Origin of the sequence: Leucobacter tenebrionis (assembly GCF_019884725.1) — a bacterium.
Lineage (GTDB): Bacteria > Actinomycetota > Actinomycetes > Actinomycetales > Microbacteriaceae > Leucobacter > Leucobacter tenebrionis.
Genome location: NZ_CP082322.1, coordinates 3,061,192 through 3,077,972 on the forward strand (window position 1 = coordinate 3,061,192; position 16,781 = coordinate 3,077,972).

At 66.4% G+C, this 16,781-nt stretch carries 16 protein-coding genes; 13 read left to right on the forward strand and 3 right to left on the reverse strand.

Going from position 1 to position 16,781, the window contains the following annotated elements:
• The first annotated feature begins 144 nt into the window (after positions 1–144).
• The 7 genes from KVY00_RS14075 to KVY00_RS14105 all read left to right on the forward strand — a co-directional run bounded on the left by KVY00_RS14075 (position 145) and on the right by KVY00_RS14105 (position 6,730).
• Positions 145–1,719: a GMC family oxidoreductase gene (locus tag KVY00_RS14075; protein WP_223043492.1), complete on the forward strand. Its 1,575-nt coding sequence runs from the start codon at positions 145–147 to the stop codon at positions 1,717–1,719.
• Between the two features lie 11 nt (positions 1,720–1,730).
• Positions 1,731–2,474: an SDR family NAD(P)-dependent oxidoreductase gene (locus KVY00_RS14080; protein ID WP_223043493.1), complete on the forward strand. Its 744-nt coding sequence runs from the start codon at positions 1,731–1,733 to the stop codon at positions 2,472–2,474.
• A gap of 221 nt (positions 2,475–2,695) precedes the next feature.
• A complete protein-coding gene (locus KVY00_RS14085; RefSeq protein ID WP_223043494.1) occupies positions 2,696–3,439 on the forward strand; it encodes an IclR family transcriptional regulator in 744 nt (247 codons plus the stop codon).
• Positions 3,440–3,646: 207 nt separating this feature from the next.
• Positions 3,647–4,876 (forward strand): styrene monooxygenase/indole monooxygenase family protein, encoded by a 1,230-nt coding sequence (locus tag KVY00_RS14090; protein WP_223043495.1) that lies wholly within the window; start codon positions 3,647–3,649, stop codon positions 4,874–4,876.
• A gap of 25 nt (positions 4,877–4,901) precedes the next feature.
• On the forward strand, positions 4,902–5,222 hold the full coding sequence (locus tag KVY00_RS14095; RefSeq protein ID WP_223043496.1) for an EthD family reductase: 321 nt from the start codon (positions 4,902–4,904) through the stop codon (positions 5,220–5,222).
• Positions 5,219–5,719 (forward strand): flavin reductase, encoded by a 501-nt coding sequence (locus KVY00_RS14100; RefSeq protein WP_223043497.1) that lies wholly within the window; start codon positions 5,219–5,221, stop codon positions 5,717–5,719. Before KVY00_RS14095 ends, KVY00_RS14100 begins: the two co-directional genes overlap by 4 nt.
• A gap of 30 nt (positions 5,720–5,749) precedes the next feature.
• The gene (locus KVY00_RS14105) at positions 5,750–6,730 is read left to right on the forward strand and encodes an AraC family transcriptional regulator (RefSeq protein ID WP_223043498.1); all 981 of its coding nucleotides are present in this window, start codon (positions 5,750–5,752) and stop codon (positions 6,728–6,730) included.
• A 37-nt stretch (positions 6,731–6,767) separates the two neighbouring features.
• On the opposite strand, the gene KVY00_RS14110 is transcribed toward KVY00_RS14105, so the two are convergent.
• Together KVY00_RS14110 and KVY00_RS14115 are read right to left on the reverse strand one after the other, a co-directional pair.
• Entirely contained in the window at positions 6,768–7,703 is a 936-nt protein-coding gene (locus KVY00_RS14110) for a formylglycine-generating enzyme family protein (protein WP_223045339.1), read from the reverse strand.
• A gap of 86 nt (positions 7,704–7,789) precedes the next feature.
• Complete coding sequence (locus KVY00_RS14115) at positions 7,790–8,395, reverse strand: TetR/AcrR family transcriptional regulator (RefSeq protein WP_223043499.1); 606 nt, start codon at positions 8,393–8,395, stop codon at positions 7,790–7,792.
• Positions 8,396–8,566: 171 nt separating this feature from the next.
• Here KVY00_RS14115 and KVY00_RS14120 point away from each other — a divergent pair, with 171 nt between their 5' ends.
• Positions 8,567–10,888 (forward strand): arylsulfatase, encoded by a 2,322-nt coding sequence (locus KVY00_RS14120; protein WP_223043500.1) that lies wholly within the window; start codon positions 8,567–8,569, stop codon positions 10,886–10,888.
• A gap of 51 nt (positions 10,889–10,939) precedes the next feature.
• Positions 10,940–12,463 carry an ABC transporter substrate-binding protein gene (locus KVY00_RS14125; protein ID WP_223043501.1) on the forward strand — a complete coding sequence of 508 codons (1,524 nt, stop codon included), beginning with the start codon at positions 10,940–10,942 and terminating at the stop codon, positions 12,461–12,463.
• 115 nt (positions 12,464–12,578) lie between these two features.
• On the opposite strand, the gene KVY00_RS14130 is transcribed toward KVY00_RS14125, so the two are convergent.
• A complete protein-coding gene (locus KVY00_RS14130) occupies positions 12,579–13,175 on the reverse strand; it encodes a TetR/AcrR family transcriptional regulator (RefSeq protein WP_223043502.1) in 597 nt (198 codons plus the stop codon).
• Positions 13,176–13,374: 199 nt separating this feature from the next.
• Between KVY00_RS14130 and KVY00_RS14135 the strand changes: the two genes are divergently transcribed.
• Genes KVY00_RS14135 through KVY00_RS14150 form a run of 4 tightly spaced genes read left to right on the forward strand, consistent with a single transcriptional unit; the run spans position 13,375 to position 16,781 of the window.
• Positions 13,375–14,382 carry an ABC transporter substrate-binding protein gene (locus tag KVY00_RS14135; protein WP_223043503.1) on the forward strand — a complete coding sequence of 336 codons (1,008 nt, stop codon included), beginning with the start codon at positions 13,375–13,377 and terminating at the stop codon, positions 14,380–14,382.
• A gap of 4 nt (positions 14,383–14,386) precedes the next feature.
• Positions 14,387–15,163: an ABC transporter permease gene (locus KVY00_RS14140; protein ID WP_223043504.1), complete on the forward strand. Its 777-nt coding sequence runs from the start codon at positions 14,387–14,389 to the stop codon at positions 15,161–15,163.
• Positions 15,163–15,999, forward strand: a complete 837-nt coding sequence (locus tag KVY00_RS14145; protein ID WP_223043505.1) for an ABC transporter permease — start codon at positions 15,163–15,165, stop codon at positions 15,997–15,999. Before KVY00_RS14140 ends, KVY00_RS14145 begins: the two co-directional genes overlap by 1 nt.
• Positions 15,996–16,781, forward strand: a complete 786-nt coding sequence (locus tag KVY00_RS14150) for an ABC transporter ATP-binding protein (RefSeq protein WP_223043506.1) — start codon at positions 15,996–15,998, stop codon at positions 16,779–16,781. The genes KVY00_RS14145 and KVY00_RS14150 overlap by 4 nt, the downstream gene beginning before the upstream one ends.

Below are 16,781 nucleotides of genomic sequence, written 5' to 3' on the forward strand. Positions count from 1 at the left end.
CGCGTCCGACCCCGATTGACCGCCCCGGCACTGGTCTTGCACCTGGGAGCACGACCGGGGCGGAAGCTCTCGACCGGTATTCGCGGCGGTGCCAGGCTGGAGGACGGGTGCGGCGAGGGCGCTGCACGTGTGAGAGGAGTTCTGATGTCGGAGCATTCGGGTTCGGCGGTGCCGGAGAGCGTGATCGTTGTCGGTGCGGGTTCGGCGGGGTCGGTGGTGTCGCGTCGGTTGGCCGATGCGGGGGTCGAGGTGACGCTGCTGGAGGCCGGTGGTGAGGATACGAATCCCGCGATCCATGATCTGAGCCGGATGGGCGAGTTGTGGCACTCGCCGGATGACTGGGATTACTACACGGTGCCGCAGGCGGGCGCGAACGGGCATCGTCTGCACTGGCCGCGCGGCAAGGTGCTGGGCGGTTCCCACTCGCTGAACGCGATGATCTGGGTGCGGGGTGTGCCGCAGGATTACGATCACTGGGCGTCGTTGGGCAATGACGGCTGGGATTGGGAGAGCGTGCTGCCGGTGTTCAGGGCGATCGAGCACTATCGGGGTGGGGGCGAGCCGGCCCTGCACGGGGCCGAGGGCCTGCTGGATGTGACGGACGAGTACGAGTTGTCGCCGATCCAGCGGTCCATCATCGAGGCCGCGGTCGAGGAGGGCCTCGCGCGTAACCCGGATTACAACGGCGCCTCGATCGAGGGGGTGGCGCAGCAGCAGATCACGGTGCGCGACGGGAAGCGGCTGAATACGTATATGGCGTATGTGAAGCCGGTGCGGGATCGCATCCGGCTCGAGACGGGGTGCCATGTGCACGAGTTGATCTTCGCCGAGGACGGCGAGGGCGGGCGTCCCCGTGTGGTGGGGGTGCGGTTCTCGCAGGGCGGGGAACTGCGGGAGGTGCGGGCGGATGAGGTGGTGCTCGCGGCGGGTGCGATCGATTCGCCGCGGGTGCTGCTGCGCAGCGGGATCGGCCCGGCCGACGAGTTGCGGGAGGTCGGGATCGAGCCGCGCGTGGACCTGCCGGGTGTGGGGAAGAATCTGCACGATCACTATCTGGCGCCGGTGATCTTCGATACGGAGACCCCGATCGATCCGCCGCGCGAGGGCGTGTCGGTGACGCAGTCGCATCTGTTCTGGAAGAGCCGGGAGGAGCTGGATCGCCCGGATACGCAGCCGATCCATTTCTCGGTGCCGATGTACGGCGACTTCCTGGAGCCGAAGGGTGATAACGGGTTCTCGTTGATGGCCGGGCTGGTGACGCCGCAGTCGCGGGGCGAGATCCGCCTGTCGGGGCCGGATCCGGAGGATCCGCTGCTGCTGGATCCGCACGCGCTCGAGCACGAGGACGATGTCGCGTCGCTCGTGGCGTCGGTGCGGCAGTGCCGCAGGATCGGGAGCCAGGCCGCGCTCGCGGCGGCTCCGGCCGACGGCGGGTGGGGCGCGACCGAGGTGTACCCGGGCCCAGAGGTGGGTGACGGCGAGGATCTGGTCGATTACGTGCGGAACACGCTCGCGACCTACCACCACCAGGTCGGCACCTGCAAGATGGGCGTCGACGAGCTCGCGGTGGTCTCGCCCCGGCTGGCGGTGCACGGGGTGGACGGGCTGCGCGTGATCGACGCGTCCGTGATGCCGCGCATCACTACGGGCAACACGAACGCTCCCGCGATCCTCATCGGCGAACAGGGCGCGAAATTCGTGCTCGCAGGCGAACGCTAGAGGGATCGGCGATGAGCGCGCACGCGGTTCCCGCCCTGGCGCCCGGGCTGTTCTCCGGCAAGACCGTGCTGGTCACGGGCGGCACCTCGGGGATCGGTCTCGCAACGGCTGAGACGTTCGCGCGTCTGGGCGCCCGCGTGCTCGCGGTGGGTCTCGGCGCCGAGCGCGCGGAGGTCTCGGAGGGCGTCGACCTCGAACTCGTCGAGGTCGACGTCACCGACGACGAAGCGCTGCGCGCTCTGATCGCCGGGCTCGACCGGCTCGACGTGCTGGTTCCCGCCGCGGGGATCAGCCTGGGGGAGCGCGAACTCGAGTGGGAGCCGTTCAACACCGTTGTGTCGATCCAGCTCGCCGCCGTGTACCGCGTCGCCGAACTGGCGCGCCCGCTGCTCGCGGCGTCGGGCGGATCCCTCGTCACGATCGCCTCGATGTTCGCGTACTTCGGCGGTGGATCGCGCGTGGCCTACTCCGCGTCGAAGGGCGGCGTCGTGCAGCTCACGAAGTCGCTCGCGGAGGCGTGGGCGGGCGACGGCATCCGGGTGAACTGCGTCGCGCCGGGATGGATCGAGACACCGCTCGCGGACGGTCTGGACCAGCAGGCGAAGGAGCGGATCCTCTCCCGCACGCCGCTCGCCCGCTTCGGCGCGGCCGCCGAGGTCGCCGCGGTGATCGCGTTCCTCGCGTCGGACGCGGCATCGTTCGTCAACGGAGCCGTGCTGCCGGTCGACGGCGGGTACCTCACCACCGCGATCTGAGGGGTCGGAGGAGCCGAGTCTTCTTGAAATCGTTATCCTGCGTGGGCCCGTGGATCGCTCAGCTGGAATCCCGTACGCGATTTTCGGCGATCCGCGCCTACGCCACCGCGGAGACCGGCACGCTCATCGTCAGTGAGCGAGCACCTGCTCGGCGTTGTCCTGTCTGAGCGCTCGGATAGCATGAGAGGAATACAACGTCTGAGCAAAGGAGCGCGAGTCGCATGTCCGAGCGTCCCGGTGAGTCCTCTACCGACGCGTCGGGCTCTCGGCGGCCCGCGGGCGGTGCTCGGGGAAGCCGATCGCAGACGCTCGAACGCGCGCTCGATGCGCTCGGGATCCTGGCTGACGGAAAGCCTCGCGCCAGTGGTGAACTCGCCGCCGAACTCGGCCTGCACCGCTCCATCGTCTACCGATTTCTGCGAACCCTCGAGGATTATCATTTCGTGAGCCGTGCGCAGGACGGTCGCTATATCCTCGGCCTCGGGATCGCCGCACTTGCCGAATCCGGTCTGAGCGGCTCTGAGCTGCGGGTCGAAGACATTCTCGATGAACTCGCGAATGCGACGCAGGCGACCGCGATTCTCTGCGTCGCACAGAAGGACCACGCAGTCGTGCTCTTCTCCGCGAGGCCCTCTTCGCAGACGGCGGCGGTATCGATCCGCCGCAGTACTCGATTCCCGCTGAGTTCGGGGGCGCCGGGAATGGCGATTCTCGCGCTCGATCCGCTGAGCGAAGATGACTCCGATGAGGTCAAGCTCGCCCGCAAGATCGGATATGTGCACACCAAGGGAGGGCCGTTCCCCGGCTTCGATGCGGTCGCGCGGCCGGTCAGGATGGGCGATAGTCAGGGAGGCAGTCTCGCCGTGGTGTATCCGACGAGCGAGCATCGCTCCCGCGAGGTCGCGCAGCCGCTGCAGCATGCGGCGCTCCGTATCGAGCGGCCTGCCGAGGTGTGGTCGAGCTGAGACCGAACCGGAGTTCCGGCTGCTCCGAGCTCCGCATCTTGTTCTTCACACTATCCGTTTTGCGAAGCCCCTATTGTGCTGCGGGGCGCCAAGCGTAGCATGGTGCTCAAATATCGAGCATTTGCTCGATATGAGCTCTTATATCGAGCTGCTAACGCAATGGCGCGGGCGACTCCGTCGGCGTCCCTTCACGAGAACGGAGAGAACATGACCAGTATCGGTATCGTCGGCGCGGGGGTCGCTGGGCTGCACCTCGGCCTTCACCTGCGGCAGCAGGACCTCGACGTCACGATCTACACGAACCGCACAGCCGAACAGGTCGCGGACGGTCGGATCATGAATAGCGTCGCGCACATGAGTGCAACGATAGATATCGAGCACGAGCTCGGCATCGGGGAATGGCCGGGCACCGACGCGGAATACTCATATCATTACCACTACAACGGGTGGGGCGATGATCGGCGTTTCAAAGGCGTCTTCGAGAAACCCGCGCGCATCATCGACTACCGCATCTATCTCCCTCGACTGATGGCAGAGTTCGAGGCTCGCGGCGGACGACTCGAGATCCGCGACCTCTCGGTGGCCGAGATCGAGGCGCTCACCGAACAACATGACCTCGTCGTCGTCTCGACAGGCAAGGGCGAGATCGGTGCGCTGTTCCCGCGACGGGAGGGCAAGTCCCCCTACACGAGTCCGCAGCGCAAACTCGCCGTGGGGTTCTGGAAAGGCGTTGCAGAACGGGATCCTCGTGGCGTAGAGATCAGCGTTGCACCGCCCGCGGGAGAGCTGCTCGTGCTGCCGATGTGGTCGTTCTCGGGCAAGGTTAACGCGTTGCTATTCGAGAGCGTTCCCGGAGGTCCTCAGGAAGTGCTGACCGACCGTCGCTACGAGGAGGATCCGGAGGCTTATCGGGCTCTCACACTGGAGATGCTGAAGGAGTTTCATCCCACCGTCTACGAAAGGATCGACGAAAGCGCGTTCGAACTGCAGAACGGTGCGAAGGACATCTTGCAGGGCGCTGTCACCCCGGTGCTTCGGGAGGACTACGTGCTGCTGCCCAACGGCAGGTATCTGCTCGCGCTCGGAGACGTGCATATGACAGTCGACCCCGTGCAGGCACAGGGTGCGAACTCCGCGACTTACTCCGCGAAAGTGGTGGCCGATGTGATCCGAGAGGATCATGTCTTCGACGAGCGCTTCATGCGCAAGGTCGCCCGGCGCCGTGCTGAACGTCTTGAGGCGTCCACTGACTGGGTGAACATCATCATCCAGAACCCTCCCGCCGAGCAGATCCCTCTCCTCTTCACCGAGATGGTGCACAACCAGGAGCTGGCGAACCGCTTCACGGAGAACTTCAACTACCCCATCCGTCAGATCGATCTGCTCGGTTCCCCCGAGCGTGTCGCTGCGGCGATCGCGGCGACCACCGGCGAGTGACGCGAAGAACCGAAAGGAGACTTCCATGCACAAGCTCACTGTGCTCTATCCAGAACCTGCGGACCGCCGAACTTTCATCGACTACTACGAAACGACGCACCTGAAACTCGCGAAGCAACTGCCCGGAATGCTCGCTTGGCGCTACTCCATAGACGTGCAGCCAGGACCCGATAGCGCCCCGGCCCCTTACTTCGCGGTGTTCGAGGCGGAGTTCGCGGATGCCGATGCCTTCCGGCTGGCCATGAGCTCGGAAGCGGGGCGCGCTGTCGCAGCCGATGTGCCGAACTACGCCACGGGTGGGGCGGTCGTTCTCGACTACACGATTACGGGAGGAGAAGCATCATGATTGAGTTGAGCCCTGAGCAGCTGCAGTTCCGACAGGCGATGGCGAATCTTGCCGCCGCGGTGCATGTCGTGACCACTGCCGGCCCGCGAGGCCGGCTCGGTATCACGGTGAGCGCCGCCTGCTCGGTGACTGACGACCCGCCGACTCTGCTGGTCTGCATCAATCGCAGCAGCGCCGCCCACGATGTCTTCGTCGGAAACGGGCGGCTCGCCCTGAACGTGCTCGCCGGAGAGCAGGAGCAGCTGGCGCGCCACTTCTCGGGGCAGACGAAAGTCCCGATGGAGGAACGGTTCTCGTGGGACATCTGGGAGGATCTGGTGGGGATCCCGACGATTCGAGACGCGCGCGTAGCGCTTTCGGGCCGTATCTCCAGTACTCTCGAGCAGGGCACGCACACGGTGTTCTTCGTGAGGGTCGAAGGGATCCGCGTTCGCGCGGACGCCCGTGCGCTCGTCTATGACAGTCGTTCATTCCACACTGTCGGCACTGGAGCGTGAACGGTGGCGGCCCCGGGGGAGCCAGGAGGCGTGTCGAGCAGCCAGTCTCCGCTGAGAGCCGTGGGCGTCTCCGCGCAGGCACGATCGCTTCACGCCGCCCAGGCGCTCGGTGAGCGACTCTACTATCGCCACCGTCTCACGCCGCTGATCGCGGGCACTGCCTCGGATGAGTTGACTCTCACGCTCACGGCGGCGCGACTCGGCCCGGTGACAGCAGGTCTGCTCCGGTACTCCACGGCCGTCAGAATCGATACGGATCCGTATGAGACGGCCTTCCAGGTCAATGTTCCTCTGCAGGGTACGCTCCGTACTTCCATCGGTGATCAGCACCTGCAGGCCACGAGTTCTCGAGCAGCGCTCTATACCCCGGATGTCTCGACCGCGATCAGCGGTTGGGAGCAGCCGTGCGTGATGTTGGCTATCAAGCTCGATCGTGAGCTGGTAGAGCAGCGCCTGGCGCATGAGCTGGCTGCTTCAGGGGAGCGGCCCTGGGACGCTGCGGAGCTCGATGTGTCGCGGGGAGTCGGGCGTGCCTGGATCACCGCGGTACGGTCGACGATTCGCACCACTCAACGGCTCGCAGATCTCGACGCGGGGATCGTGCGGTATTTCGGCGAGCGCTGCGTCGACGGTTTCATCGTGAGCGTCTTGAGGTCGGAAGGAGAGGAGACGGACGGGAAGCGCAGCGACGATCGGGTGGTCGCGTCGGCGATGGAAGCCATCATGCATGCGGAAGGCCCGCCGTTGTCGCTGGGGGTGATCGCGGAGTATGCGGGTGTGAGCGGCCGTACCCTGCAATCGGCGTTCCGGCAGGTGATCGGGGAGAGCCCGATGCGAGCGCAGCGTCGAGAGCGACTGCGCAGGGTGCGCAAAGAGCTCCTCGCTTCCGACCCGCTTGGCGAGCAGGTCGGAGCAGTCGCGCTTCGCCATGGTTTCACGCACCTCGGACGATTCTCGGGTCAGTATCGCGAGGAGTTCGGCGAGTTGCCCTCGGTGACTCTCGATAGGTGAACGGAGGGATGTACTCCGCCCGAGCGCCGGAGCGGGGTCAGACTCCGACCGTGCGGAAGCCGGCGTTGCCCATCGTCGAATCGGGGGTGTTGCTCGACCTGGCCGAGTTGCGGTAGCGGTTGCAGTAGGAGGGGTGGCAGAGATAGCTGCCGCCCCGCAGCACCCGCCGCTCCGCTCCGTTGCTCGCGGTCGGGCCCTCGGGATTCTTGCGCGGGGAGACCCCGTAGTAGCGAGGATCGAATCGGTCGGCGCACCACTCCCAGACGTTGCCGACCGCCTGCCACAGTCCATAGCCGTTCGGAGCGAAGGAGCGCACGGGGGCCGTGCCGATCCAGCCGTCCGCGGCGGTGTTGTGAGCGGGGAAGGATCCCTGCCAGACGTTCGCGCGCCAGGTCCCGTCGCTGCCGTCGATGGGCGCATCGCCCCACGGGTAGGTCGCCGCCTCGAGGCCGCCTCGGGCTGCACGCTCCCACTCGGCTTCGGTGGGCAGGCGGCGTCGGGTCCACTCGCAGTAGGCGAGCGCGTCGGCCCAGCTCACGTGCACGACCGGGTGCTGCTCGAGTCCGCTGAGCGACGAGGCCCGACCGCCGGGATGCCGCCAGTCGGCTCCGCGCACGCCGATCCACCACGGTGTGCCCGCGATCGGGCCGATGATGTCCGCGGTGGGAGCGTCCACCAGTAGATGGAACACCGCCGAGGCGCCGGTGCGCTCGGCATCGGTGAGATAGCCGGTGGCTTCGACGAAGCGGGCGAACTGCTCGTTGGTGACGGGGGTCGCGTCGATCTCGAAGGCGTCGATCTCGACGGTGTGCAGCGGCAGTTCGCCGTCGGCGGCGAGTCCGTCGCCGGAGGCGTCGCCCATCGTGAAGGCTCCCGCCGGGATGCGGCACTGCTCGATCCGGTGCTCGCCCGAGCCCGAGGCGGCCACCTGTGTGCCGGCGGGGTCGTGCGCGCCGGGGATCGAACCCGTCATCGACCTGTCGGCCCTCGCCGGGGGAGCGGCCGCCCGGTGGGCGGGACCGCAGCAGTGCGGCTGGCCGGTCGGCGTCGCACCCGCGTTCATGCCCCGCTCCCTTCGCGGCTGATGCTGGCCAGCAGCGAGTCGAGAGAGGCTCGCATGCGCTGATCGGTCGCGAACTCGGGCATGAGGAGACGGAGGGTCTGCCAGCCCATGTTCGCGGCGGCGATCTCGTCGGACGCCGTGGTCAGGTCCACGCCAGGCGCGAGTTCGCCCGCGTCCTCCGCCTCCTCGAGAAAGCGGAGGATTCGAGCCCTCCACCGACGTGCGTGCTCACGCTGCGTGAACCAGAACGACTCGTTCTGCGCAGCATGGTTCCAGAACGCGAGGGCGACGCGTGCGTGACGGCTCCCATCCTCCCCGAAAGGCAGCACGGCCAGGCACAGGCTGTGCAGCGCTTCGAGCCCGTGCTTGCCCGCGGTCATCTCTTCGATGCTCTGGTCTGCGAGATTGCGGGTGCGGAGGAACGCGGCTGTGAGGAGACTCTCCTTGTCGGGGAAATAGCGGGCGAACGCGCTGTGCGTGAAACCCGCTTCCGCTGCGATATTGCGCATCGTGAGTCGGTCGAAGCCGTCGCGTGCGATGACCTGCCATGCAGCTTCCGCGATCTCGTCGCGACGCGCATCGTGATCGATAACTCTGGGCATTCTCGGTTCTCCGCGCTCGGCAGGGGCCAGGGGTCGCGGAAGTGTCTTGCGACCGGTGTTCCCAGCCTACTTTATTCTCCATTTGTAGAAAGTTATTGATTTGTAACTTTTGGGCATCGCGACGCGGTTATCGTTAGTGACCAATTGGTCTCTAAAGATGGCGAGGATGCGATGGCAGGAGCTGATGCACGTGGATACGAGAGCTTTCGCGGCCGAGTGGAGGAGTTCTCCTCGGCGTCGAGCCCGTGGTATCCACCTCGGGACGTCGCGCCCGAAGGCGCTCCCAACGTGGTCGTCGTGCTGGTCGATGATCTCGGCTTCAGCGATCTGGGTCCGTTCGGCAGCGAGATCGAGACCCCGAACATCGACGCCGTAGCGGAGAGCGGCTGCGTCTTCACCGACTATCGCACTGCGCCGGTCTGCTCGCCCGCGAGGGCGTCGCTCCTCACCGGGCTGAACCCGCACCGAGCGGGATTCGGCACGGTGGCGCACGTGGATCCCGGGTATCCGGGCTATACCTGCACCCTCCCCGATGATGCCCCGACCCTCGCGGAGTCGCTCCGAGCGGGCGGATACGCCACCTTCATGGTGGGGAAGTGGCACCTCACCGTCGAATCCCAACTTCACGACGCGGCCGACAGGTCGTCATGGCCGCTGCAGCGGGGATTCGATCGCTACTACGGCAGCATGGACGGGTTCACCTCGCTCCACCATCCGCATCGGCTCGTGCGTGACAATTCAGTCGTGGATCGGACCGGGTTCGCCGAAGATTACTTCCTCACGGACGACCTGACCGACGAGGCGATCGGCATGATCGACGATCTGCGCGCCAACGATAGTCATAAGCCGTTCCTGCTGTACTTCGCTCACTCCGCGGTTCATGGGCCGGTGCAGGCCAAGAGCGAGGATATCCGCCGATATCGAGGAAGATACGCCGCGGGATGGGATGCCCTGAGGCAAGAGCGCTTCGAGCGGCAGAAAAGGCTCGGGATCATCGCCGATCTTTCGGCGCTCCCGGAATCGGGGCAGAACCAGGACCGGATCCCAGCGTGGGACGACCTCGACGAGGAGGCGCGAGAACTCTTCGCGCGCCACATGGAGGTGTATGCCGCGTGTGTCAGTGAGGTCGACGAGAGTGTGGGGCGAGTCGTGAAACGGCTCCGAGAGCTGGGTGAACTCGACAACACGATCATCGTGATCGCGAGCGACAACGGAGGTACCGCGGAGGGCGGTCTGCGGGGCACTCGAAGCTACTTCGCCCAGTTCGTGTCCGGGCTCCCGCTCCCGGAGGACTGGGTGCGAGACGTTCCCCGAGAACTCGACCTGCTCGGCGGTCCTCGGGTGCACGGGCACTATCCCGCTGGCTGGGCGCGGGTTTCCAACACGCCGTTCCGGGCGTTCAAGGGAACCCTCTACGAGGGCGGCGTGCACGCTCCGCTCATCGTGTCGTGGCCCGCCGCACCGGAGGAGCTCCGGGGCAGAGGGCTGCGTGGTCAATCGGTCTTCGTCTCGGACCTCGCGCCCACCCTGCTCGATCTCGCGGGTATCCCGCCGCTGCCGGCGCGCTCCGGCAAACCGGCCCTCGAGTTCGACGGTCGGAGTTTTGCCGCGGCGCTCGCGGACGCCGCTTCTCCCGGCCGTGATCTCCAGCACTTCGAGGCCTTCGGGTCGCGGGCCATGCTCTCCGGCCGGTGGAAGGCGCTTTCCCCCGTGCCGCCGACCCCTGCTGAAGGCGCGACCGGCGGTCGCTGGGAGCTCTACGACCTGGCCTCCGACCCGACCGAGACGAGGGATCGCGCCTCCGAGTTCCCCGATACCGTTCGAGAGATGGCGGAGAGCTGGCGGGACGAGGCCTGGCGCAACACCGTGTTTCCTTTGAACGACGACGGCAGCCTGTTCTCGACTCGTCCGGAGAGCGAAGGCGCGCTCTCTCGAGAAACGCGGCTCACGTCGTTCAGGCCTCCTCTCGAACGGTTCCGTGCTTCGAAGCTGACCGTGCTTCGGTCGTTCACCGTGATCGCCGACCTCGAGGTCGAGCGCGACACCGGGGGAGTCGTCGTCGCGCACGGGGATCAGGGTGGCGGGTATCTACTGGCGATCGAGGACGGTGCACCTCTTGTCTCCTACAACGCATACGGTGACATGAGACGGGTGCGGGCGGCCCCTCTCGAGCAGGGCGCTCACCGTGTCGAGCTCCGTTTCGCGGAGATCGAAGGCTTGCGATGGAGGATCACGCTTCTCATCGACGGTCGCGCGGCGGCGGAGATCCCCGAGGTGCCCATGCTGCTCGGAATGGCGCCCTTCACCGGTATCAGCGTGGGCTACGACTACGGAGGTCCCGTCGATTGGGAGCTCGCGGAGCGCCATGCCGACGGTTTCCGGTTCACCCGCGGAGCCATCGTCGAGCTTCGTTATCTGCCGGGGGAGCGCTCCCGACACGACCGCACCGTGCTGCATCGCATCGGGGAGGCCGCGCTCGCCGTCGCGGATTGACGAGGCGGTCGAGCGTGAAGAACGACTCGCAGTATTACTGAAAGGAACATCATGAAACGAACACTCGCCGTGGCCGCCGGGCTCACGGCCGTCGCGCTCACCCTGACCGCTTGCTCGGGAGAAGGATCGCCGAACGAGGGCTCATCGACTTCGCCGACCGAGCTGAAGATCGGCAACTTCATGGATCTGACGTCGTGGGACACCGCTGTCGCCGATATCGGGTTCAACGGCCCTTACCTTTCTGCGGTCTACGACCCGCTCATCGCGCTCGACGGGGAGGGGAAGCCCGTTCCGGCGCTCGCCACGGACTGGACGGTTTCGGAAGACTTTCTGACGGTCACGCTGGAGCTGCGCACCGACGCGGTGTTCTCCGACGGCGAGAAGTTCGATGCCGATGCTGCCGTCGCGAACCTCGAGTACCTGCGAGACGGAGCGGTCTCCCGTGAGGCATATCTCAACGTCGAGAGTTTCACGGCGGTCGACGAGGATACCGTGGAGATCGACCTGAGCGCTCGTGACGATCGGCTGCTCTATTTCATGGGGCTCGGCCGAAGCTACATGGCCGCGCCGTCGGCGATAGAGGCCGGCACTCTCGCCGAAGCCCCCGTCGGATCCGGACCCTACACGCTGTCGGAGAGCAGCATTCCCGGCGCCGAATATCACTTCGACCGGGTGGCCGACCACTGGGCGGCCGACGAGTTCCGCTTCGAGAAGGTCTCGGTGCTGCCGATCCAAGACGATAGCGCTCGGAACAATGCCATGGAGGCCGGCCAGATCAATGTGACCTTCGCCGACGACACGACGGTGGAGATGGCGGAGCAGAACGGTTGGTCGACGGAATCGAAGGTCGCAGCCTGGATCGGCCTGCGCATCAACGACCACACCGGCGAGCAACTCGAACCCCTCGGCGACGTGCGTGTTCGGCAAGCGCTCAACTACGCGTTCGACGGTGCAGAGATCCTGTCCTCGCTCGGACGCGACCGGGGCGAGGTCACCAACCAGGTCTTCGCGGTCGGATTTCCCGGTAATGATCCCGCTCTCGACGACCGGTGCGCCTACGACATGGAGAAGGCCAAAGAGCTGATGGCGGAGGCGGGATATGCCGACGGTTTCGAAGTGGCGATGCCGATGTCCGGACCTTTCCAGACCTGGCAGCCCACGGTCGAGCAGGTGTTCCAGGAGCTGGGGATCCGGGTCACCTGGGACGAATATCAGTTCACCGATTACCAGTCGAACGCTCCGAACTACCCGATGTTCATCGTCTCGCTCGCCGTGGACTCGGATCCCGTCGCGACCATCGCCCGTCAGTTCACGGTGCCGCAGTGGTACATGCCCGAACCCGATATCTCCGAGTTCCCCGAACTGCAGTCGCAGGTCGACGCGGCTCTCGAGGCGCCGCGCGGCGAAGAGCAGGAAGCCGAGATCCGTGAGCTCAACGAGATGGTGACGGAGCAGGCGTGGAACGTCGTCTGGTATCAGTCGGCGAACACCTACGTGACCACCCCTGACATCGAATTGACTCCGGTGACCGGCATGATGTTCCCGACGTTGAGGCAGATCCAGCCCGCCGCGTGACGGAGCGGTGATCGAGCGCTCCGGCGGTCTCCCTGCGAAGCGCATCGGGGAGGCCGCCGGTTCCGCACTTCTCGCGCTGGGCAGCAGCACCGCCTGCCCGCGGCGTCGCGCCCGCTCACACGGAACCCCGCAGATCGGCGATCATGGAGTCGACGCTGGTGTTGATACTGGCGTCGTTCGCGGCCTCGGGTACGAGCACGGCCATCATCTGCCAGCCCGCGTTGTGCGCCGAGACCCGGTTCACCGCGTCCTCGATGTCGACCTCCTCGGCGAGCTCGCCGTCCTCGCGGGCCTCGGTGAGGAAGCCTCGGATCAGGTCGCGCCGCCGCGTGATGTTCTCGTGGTGGATCTCCCAGAGCTCGTGGTCCTGAGCGGCACGGTCCCAGAACGAGAGGACGACCCTGGACCGCTGGGGTCCGTCGGCCTCCAGAGGCATGAGTTCGAGGCACATCTGGCGGAGCGCTTCGAGACCGCGCACGCCCTCGGTGCGCCGAAGGGTGTACTCGTGGGACTTCTGGAAGACCTCGAGGAAGGCCGCGGTGAGCAGACTCTTCTTGTCGGGGAAATAGCGGGCTATCGCCCCGTGCGCGTATCCGGCCTCGGCGGCGATCTCGCGCATGGTCACCCGGTCGAAGCCGTCCCTGATGATGATCTGGGTGACGGCTTCGACGATGTGGGATCGTCGCTCGTCATGATCCACGATCTTCGGCATGTGTCTCCGTTCGTCCCTTGAATTCTAGGGAGGAATCCAGTCTCGACCTGTGCGGCGGGGTTTCGTCACCAATTGGTGATTAATCGTTACCGGAGCGTTACTTAAAATAACCACTTGGAGATTATTCTTTAGTCACCGAATGGTGATTAAAGTGAGCTCGGCGAATGCGTCGATCTCCGCCGACGAAGGAGTCGAACACATGAAGAAGATCAACCGCCTGTGGGGTGCGCTCGCTCTCATTCCGGCCGCCGCGCTGGCACTCACCGCCTGCTCGTCGGGAGGAGGGGGCGCCGAAGCCCCGTCCGGCGGCAGCGGCGACGTCACGACTCTCAAGGTGGCGACGATCGGCCTCACCTCCGACGGCAGCCTGATCGGCGGCATCGAACAGGGGTTCTTCGAAGAGGAGGGGCTGGAGATCGAGACCTCGATCGTCGCCAACCCGCCGGCAGGCCTCGCCGCAGCGCAGAGCGGGCAGGTCGACATCGCCTACTCTCCGAGTATTCCGCTGCTCAATGCGCTCGGGCAGGGCGTGGGCATCAAGGTGATCGGGGCCGCCGACGGATACCCCGCCGATCCCTCGGAGATCGACGATCCCGCCGACTTCGACGACACCGGGCTGTTCGCCGCGGTCGGCAGCGATATCCACTCGGTCGCGGACCTCAAGGGCAAGACCATCGCCGTGCCGGCTCGCAAGGCGCAGCTCGAGGTGGTCATCGCCGGCGAGCTCGAGAAGGAGGGCATCGATCCCGCGTCCGGCGTGAACTGGGTCGTGCTCGACTTCACCTCGGCCGTGGCCGGGCTGCAGAACGGCACCGTCGACGCAGCCGGCCTCGTGAGTCCCTTCACCACCGAGGCCGAGGCCGCGGGAGCCGAGCAGCTCTCCGCCCCGTCGATCGGCTTCTTCGAAACGGGCGCGACCGGCCTGTGGACCGCGGGAGCCACCACGGTCGAGAAGAAGAAGGACGCGATCGCGGCCTTCCAGCGGGCGATCGTGAAGTCGAACGAGTGGGCGACCGAGAACCCGGAGGAGGCCATTCAGGCGGGTCTCGACTACACCGACTCGCAGCTCACCGTCGACCAGGTGAAGGTGCCGGTGTGGCCGACCGTGGTGAACCCTGAAGACCTCGAGCGCCCCAACGAGAAGATGGTCTCTCTCGGCTTCCTGCCCGAGCCGGTGGATCTCACCGACGTGATCGTCTCGGAGTGATCCCGTGCGAGATTCTCGACTGCTGAGGTGGGGTGTCGGTGCTCTGGGTGCGTTGGTCGTGCTCGGGGTGTGGCAGGTGGCTGCTGCGGGGCCGCTCGCGGGTTCGCCTCTGCCGACCGCGGGTGAGGCGATCGGGGAGCTGGCTGGGCTGGTCGTCACTTTGGAGATGTGGTCCGCGGTGTGGGACACGGTGGCGATGGCGGTGCTGGGGCTGGTGATCGCGACGGTGGCGGGGGTGCTGCTCGGTGTCGGGATCGGGGTGTCGCCTTTGGCGATGCACGCGACGCGGGTGCCGTTGGAGTTCTTGAAGCCGATCCCGCCGATCGTGATTCTGCCGGTGGTGGTGCTCGTGCTCGGCCCTACGGCGGGCATGGGCGTGTTCCTGGTGTTCATCGGGTGTTTCGTGTCGATCGTGGTGCAGGCGTCGGCGGGTGTGTTCGATACGGATCCGGTGGCGCGGGCGACGGGGCAGTCGTACGGGTTGAGTCGGGGTGAGGTGCTGTGGAGCATCGTGCTGCCGAGTGCGCTGCCGTATATCGGGACGGCGGTGCGGGTCGCGGCGCCGACCGCGTTGATCGTGGCCGTGGTCGCGGGCCTGATCGGGGGCGGCCCGGGGCTGGGGCAGAGCCTGGTGCAGACGCAGATCGCGGGCAATCAGCCGCGCTTGTTCGCGTACGTGCTCGTGCTGGGCTTGTTGGGATTGATCGTGCAGGGAGTGAGTCAGTGGGGCGAGCGCAGGCTGTTGCACTGGCACCCCCAGTACCGGAAGCAGGTGGTGTGATGTCGGTGACCTCGACCGTGCTGATCCGCACGAAGGAAGCGCGCCGTCAGAAGCGCAGCGGGCTGCCCAAGTGGGCGTTGATCGGGGCCGAGATCCTCGTCCCGATCCTGCTGCTGGGCCTGTGGTGGGTGGCGTCGGCGAACTCGACGAACACGTTCTTCCCGCCCCTGCAGACGATTCTCGAGCGGATGGGGGCGCTGGTGGCGACCCCCGCGTTCTGGGGCGATGTGGGGTCGTCGGTGGGGAACCTGCTGCTGTCGTTCGCGCTCGCCTGCGTGATCGGGGTGGGGCTCGGGATCGTGCTGGGCCTGTCGCGGTGGTTGTCGTGGCTGGTGGAGCCCACGATCCATTTCTTCCGCGCGATCCCGCCCGTGGCGCTGGTGCCGATCTTCGTGTCGCTGATCGGGTTCGGCAACGAGACCCGCATCCTGTCGATCACGCTGTCGGCGGTGTTCCCGGTGCTGATCTCCACGATCGACGGGATCCATGCCACGGATCCGGATCGCCGGTCGGTGAGCCGCATCTACCGGTTGGGGGTGTGGGATCGGATCTTCCAGGTCGCGCTGCCCGAGGCGAGCCCCCGCATCCTGTCGGGCATGCAGGTCAGCCTGATCACCGCGTTCGTGGTGATGATCGCGTCCGAGATGCTGGGCGCCTCGGTCGGGCTCGGGGCGCGCACCCTGCTCGCGCAGCAGTCGTTCATGATCGCCGACATGTGGGTCGGGATCCTCGTGCTGGGCGTGCTCGGCTATGCCGCGACCGCTCTGCTCGCCATCTTCCGGCGCCGCGTGCTGCGCTGGTACATCGCTATCCGACAGCAGGAGAAGAACCTATGACCACCACCACGACCGCGCCCCGCCTGAGCGTGCAGGGCCTCGCGAAGACGTACGACACGAAACAGGGGGCGGTGCCCGTCATCGCCGATCTCACCTTCGAGGTGCAGGCCGCGGAGATCGTGTGCATCGTGGGCCCCTCGGGGATCGGGAAGACGACCCTGCTGAAGTGCCTGACCGGGTTGCAGTCGATCACGTCGGGTTCGGCGCGCATCGATGGCAAGCAGATCGATGGGCCGCCGGAGGAGATGGCGCTCGTGTTCCAGGAGTACACGCGCTCGCTCATGCCGTGGCTCACGGTCGAGAAGAACGTGCGCCTCCCCTTGAAGCACCTGCGCCTGTCGGCCGCGGACCGGGAAGAGCGGATCCGGTCCGCGCTGGCCGCGGTCGGACTCGCCGGCGCGGAGACGAAGTACCCGTGGCAGCTGTCTGGCGGCATGCAGCAGCGCGTCGCGATCGCCCGCGCGATCGCGTACCGTCCCGAGGTGCTCGTCATGGACGAGCCCTTCGCGTCCGTGGACGCGCAGACCCGGTTCGAGCTCGAGGACCTCTGCCTGAAGATCCGCGACGAGTTCGGCATGACGATCGTGGTCGTCACCCACGACATCGACGAGGCCGTGTACCTCTCCGACCGCGTCGTCGTGCTCGGCGAACGCCCCGCCCGCGTCACCCGCATCGTCGATATCGACCTCCCCGCACCCCGCGACCAGATCACCACCCGCGCCACCCCCGCGTTCGCCGAACACCGCACCGACATCTTCGAACTCATCCGAAAGGCGCACTGA

Excerpts from the sequence above, each read along its gene's own strand:
- KVY00_RS14075 (WP_223043492.1), top strand. The coding sequence starts at position 145 with ATGTCGGAGCATTCGGGTTCGGCGGTGCCGGAGAGCGTGATCGTTGTC.
- KVY00_RS14080 (WP_223043493.1), top strand. The coding sequence starts at position 1,731 with ATGAGCGCGCACGCGGTTCCCGCCCTGGCGCCCGGGCTGTTCTCCGGC.
- KVY00_RS14085 (WP_223043494.1), top strand. The coding sequence starts at position 2,696 with ATGTCCGAGCGTCCCGGTGAGTCCTCTACCGACGCGTCGGGCTCTCGG.
- KVY00_RS14090 (WP_223043495.1), top strand. The coding sequence starts at position 3,647 with ATGACCAGTATCGGTATCGTCGGCGCGGGGGTCGCTGGGCTGCACCTC.
- KVY00_RS14095 (WP_223043496.1), top strand. The coding sequence starts at position 4,902 with ATGCACAAGCTCACTGTGCTCTATCCAGAACCTGCGGACCGCCGAACT.
- KVY00_RS14100 (WP_223043497.1), top strand. The coding sequence starts at position 5,219 with ATGATTGAGTTGAGCCCTGAGCAGCTGCAGTTCCGACAGGCGATGGCG.
- KVY00_RS14110 (WP_223045339.1), bottom strand. The coding sequence starts at position 7,703 with ATGACGGGTTCGATCCCCGGCGCGCACGACCCCGCCGGCACACAGGTG.
- KVY00_RS14115 (WP_223043499.1), bottom strand. The coding sequence starts at position 8,395 with ATGCCCAGAGTTATCGATCACGATGCGCGTCGCGACGAGATCGCGGAA.
- KVY00_RS14120 (WP_223043500.1), top strand. The coding sequence starts at position 8,567 with ATGGCAGGAGCTGATGCACGTGGATACGAGAGCTTTCGCGGCCGAGTG.
- KVY00_RS14125 (WP_223043501.1), top strand. The coding sequence starts at position 10,940 with ATGAAACGAACACTCGCCGTGGCCGCCGGGCTCACGGCCGTCGCGCTC.
- KVY00_RS14130 (WP_223043502.1), bottom strand. The coding sequence starts at position 13,175 with ATGCCGAAGATCGTGGATCATGACGAGCGACGATCCCACATCGTCGAA.
- KVY00_RS14135 (WP_223043503.1), top strand. The coding sequence starts at position 13,375 with ATGAAGAAGATCAACCGCCTGTGGGGTGCGCTCGCTCTCATTCCGGCC.
- KVY00_RS14145 (WP_223043505.1), top strand. The coding sequence starts at position 15,163 with ATGTCGGTGACCTCGACCGTGCTGATCCGCACGAAGGAAGCGCGCCGT.
- KVY00_RS14150 (WP_223043506.1), top strand. The coding sequence starts at position 15,996 with ATGACCACCACCACGACCGCGCCCCGCCTGAGCGTGCAGGGCCTCGCG.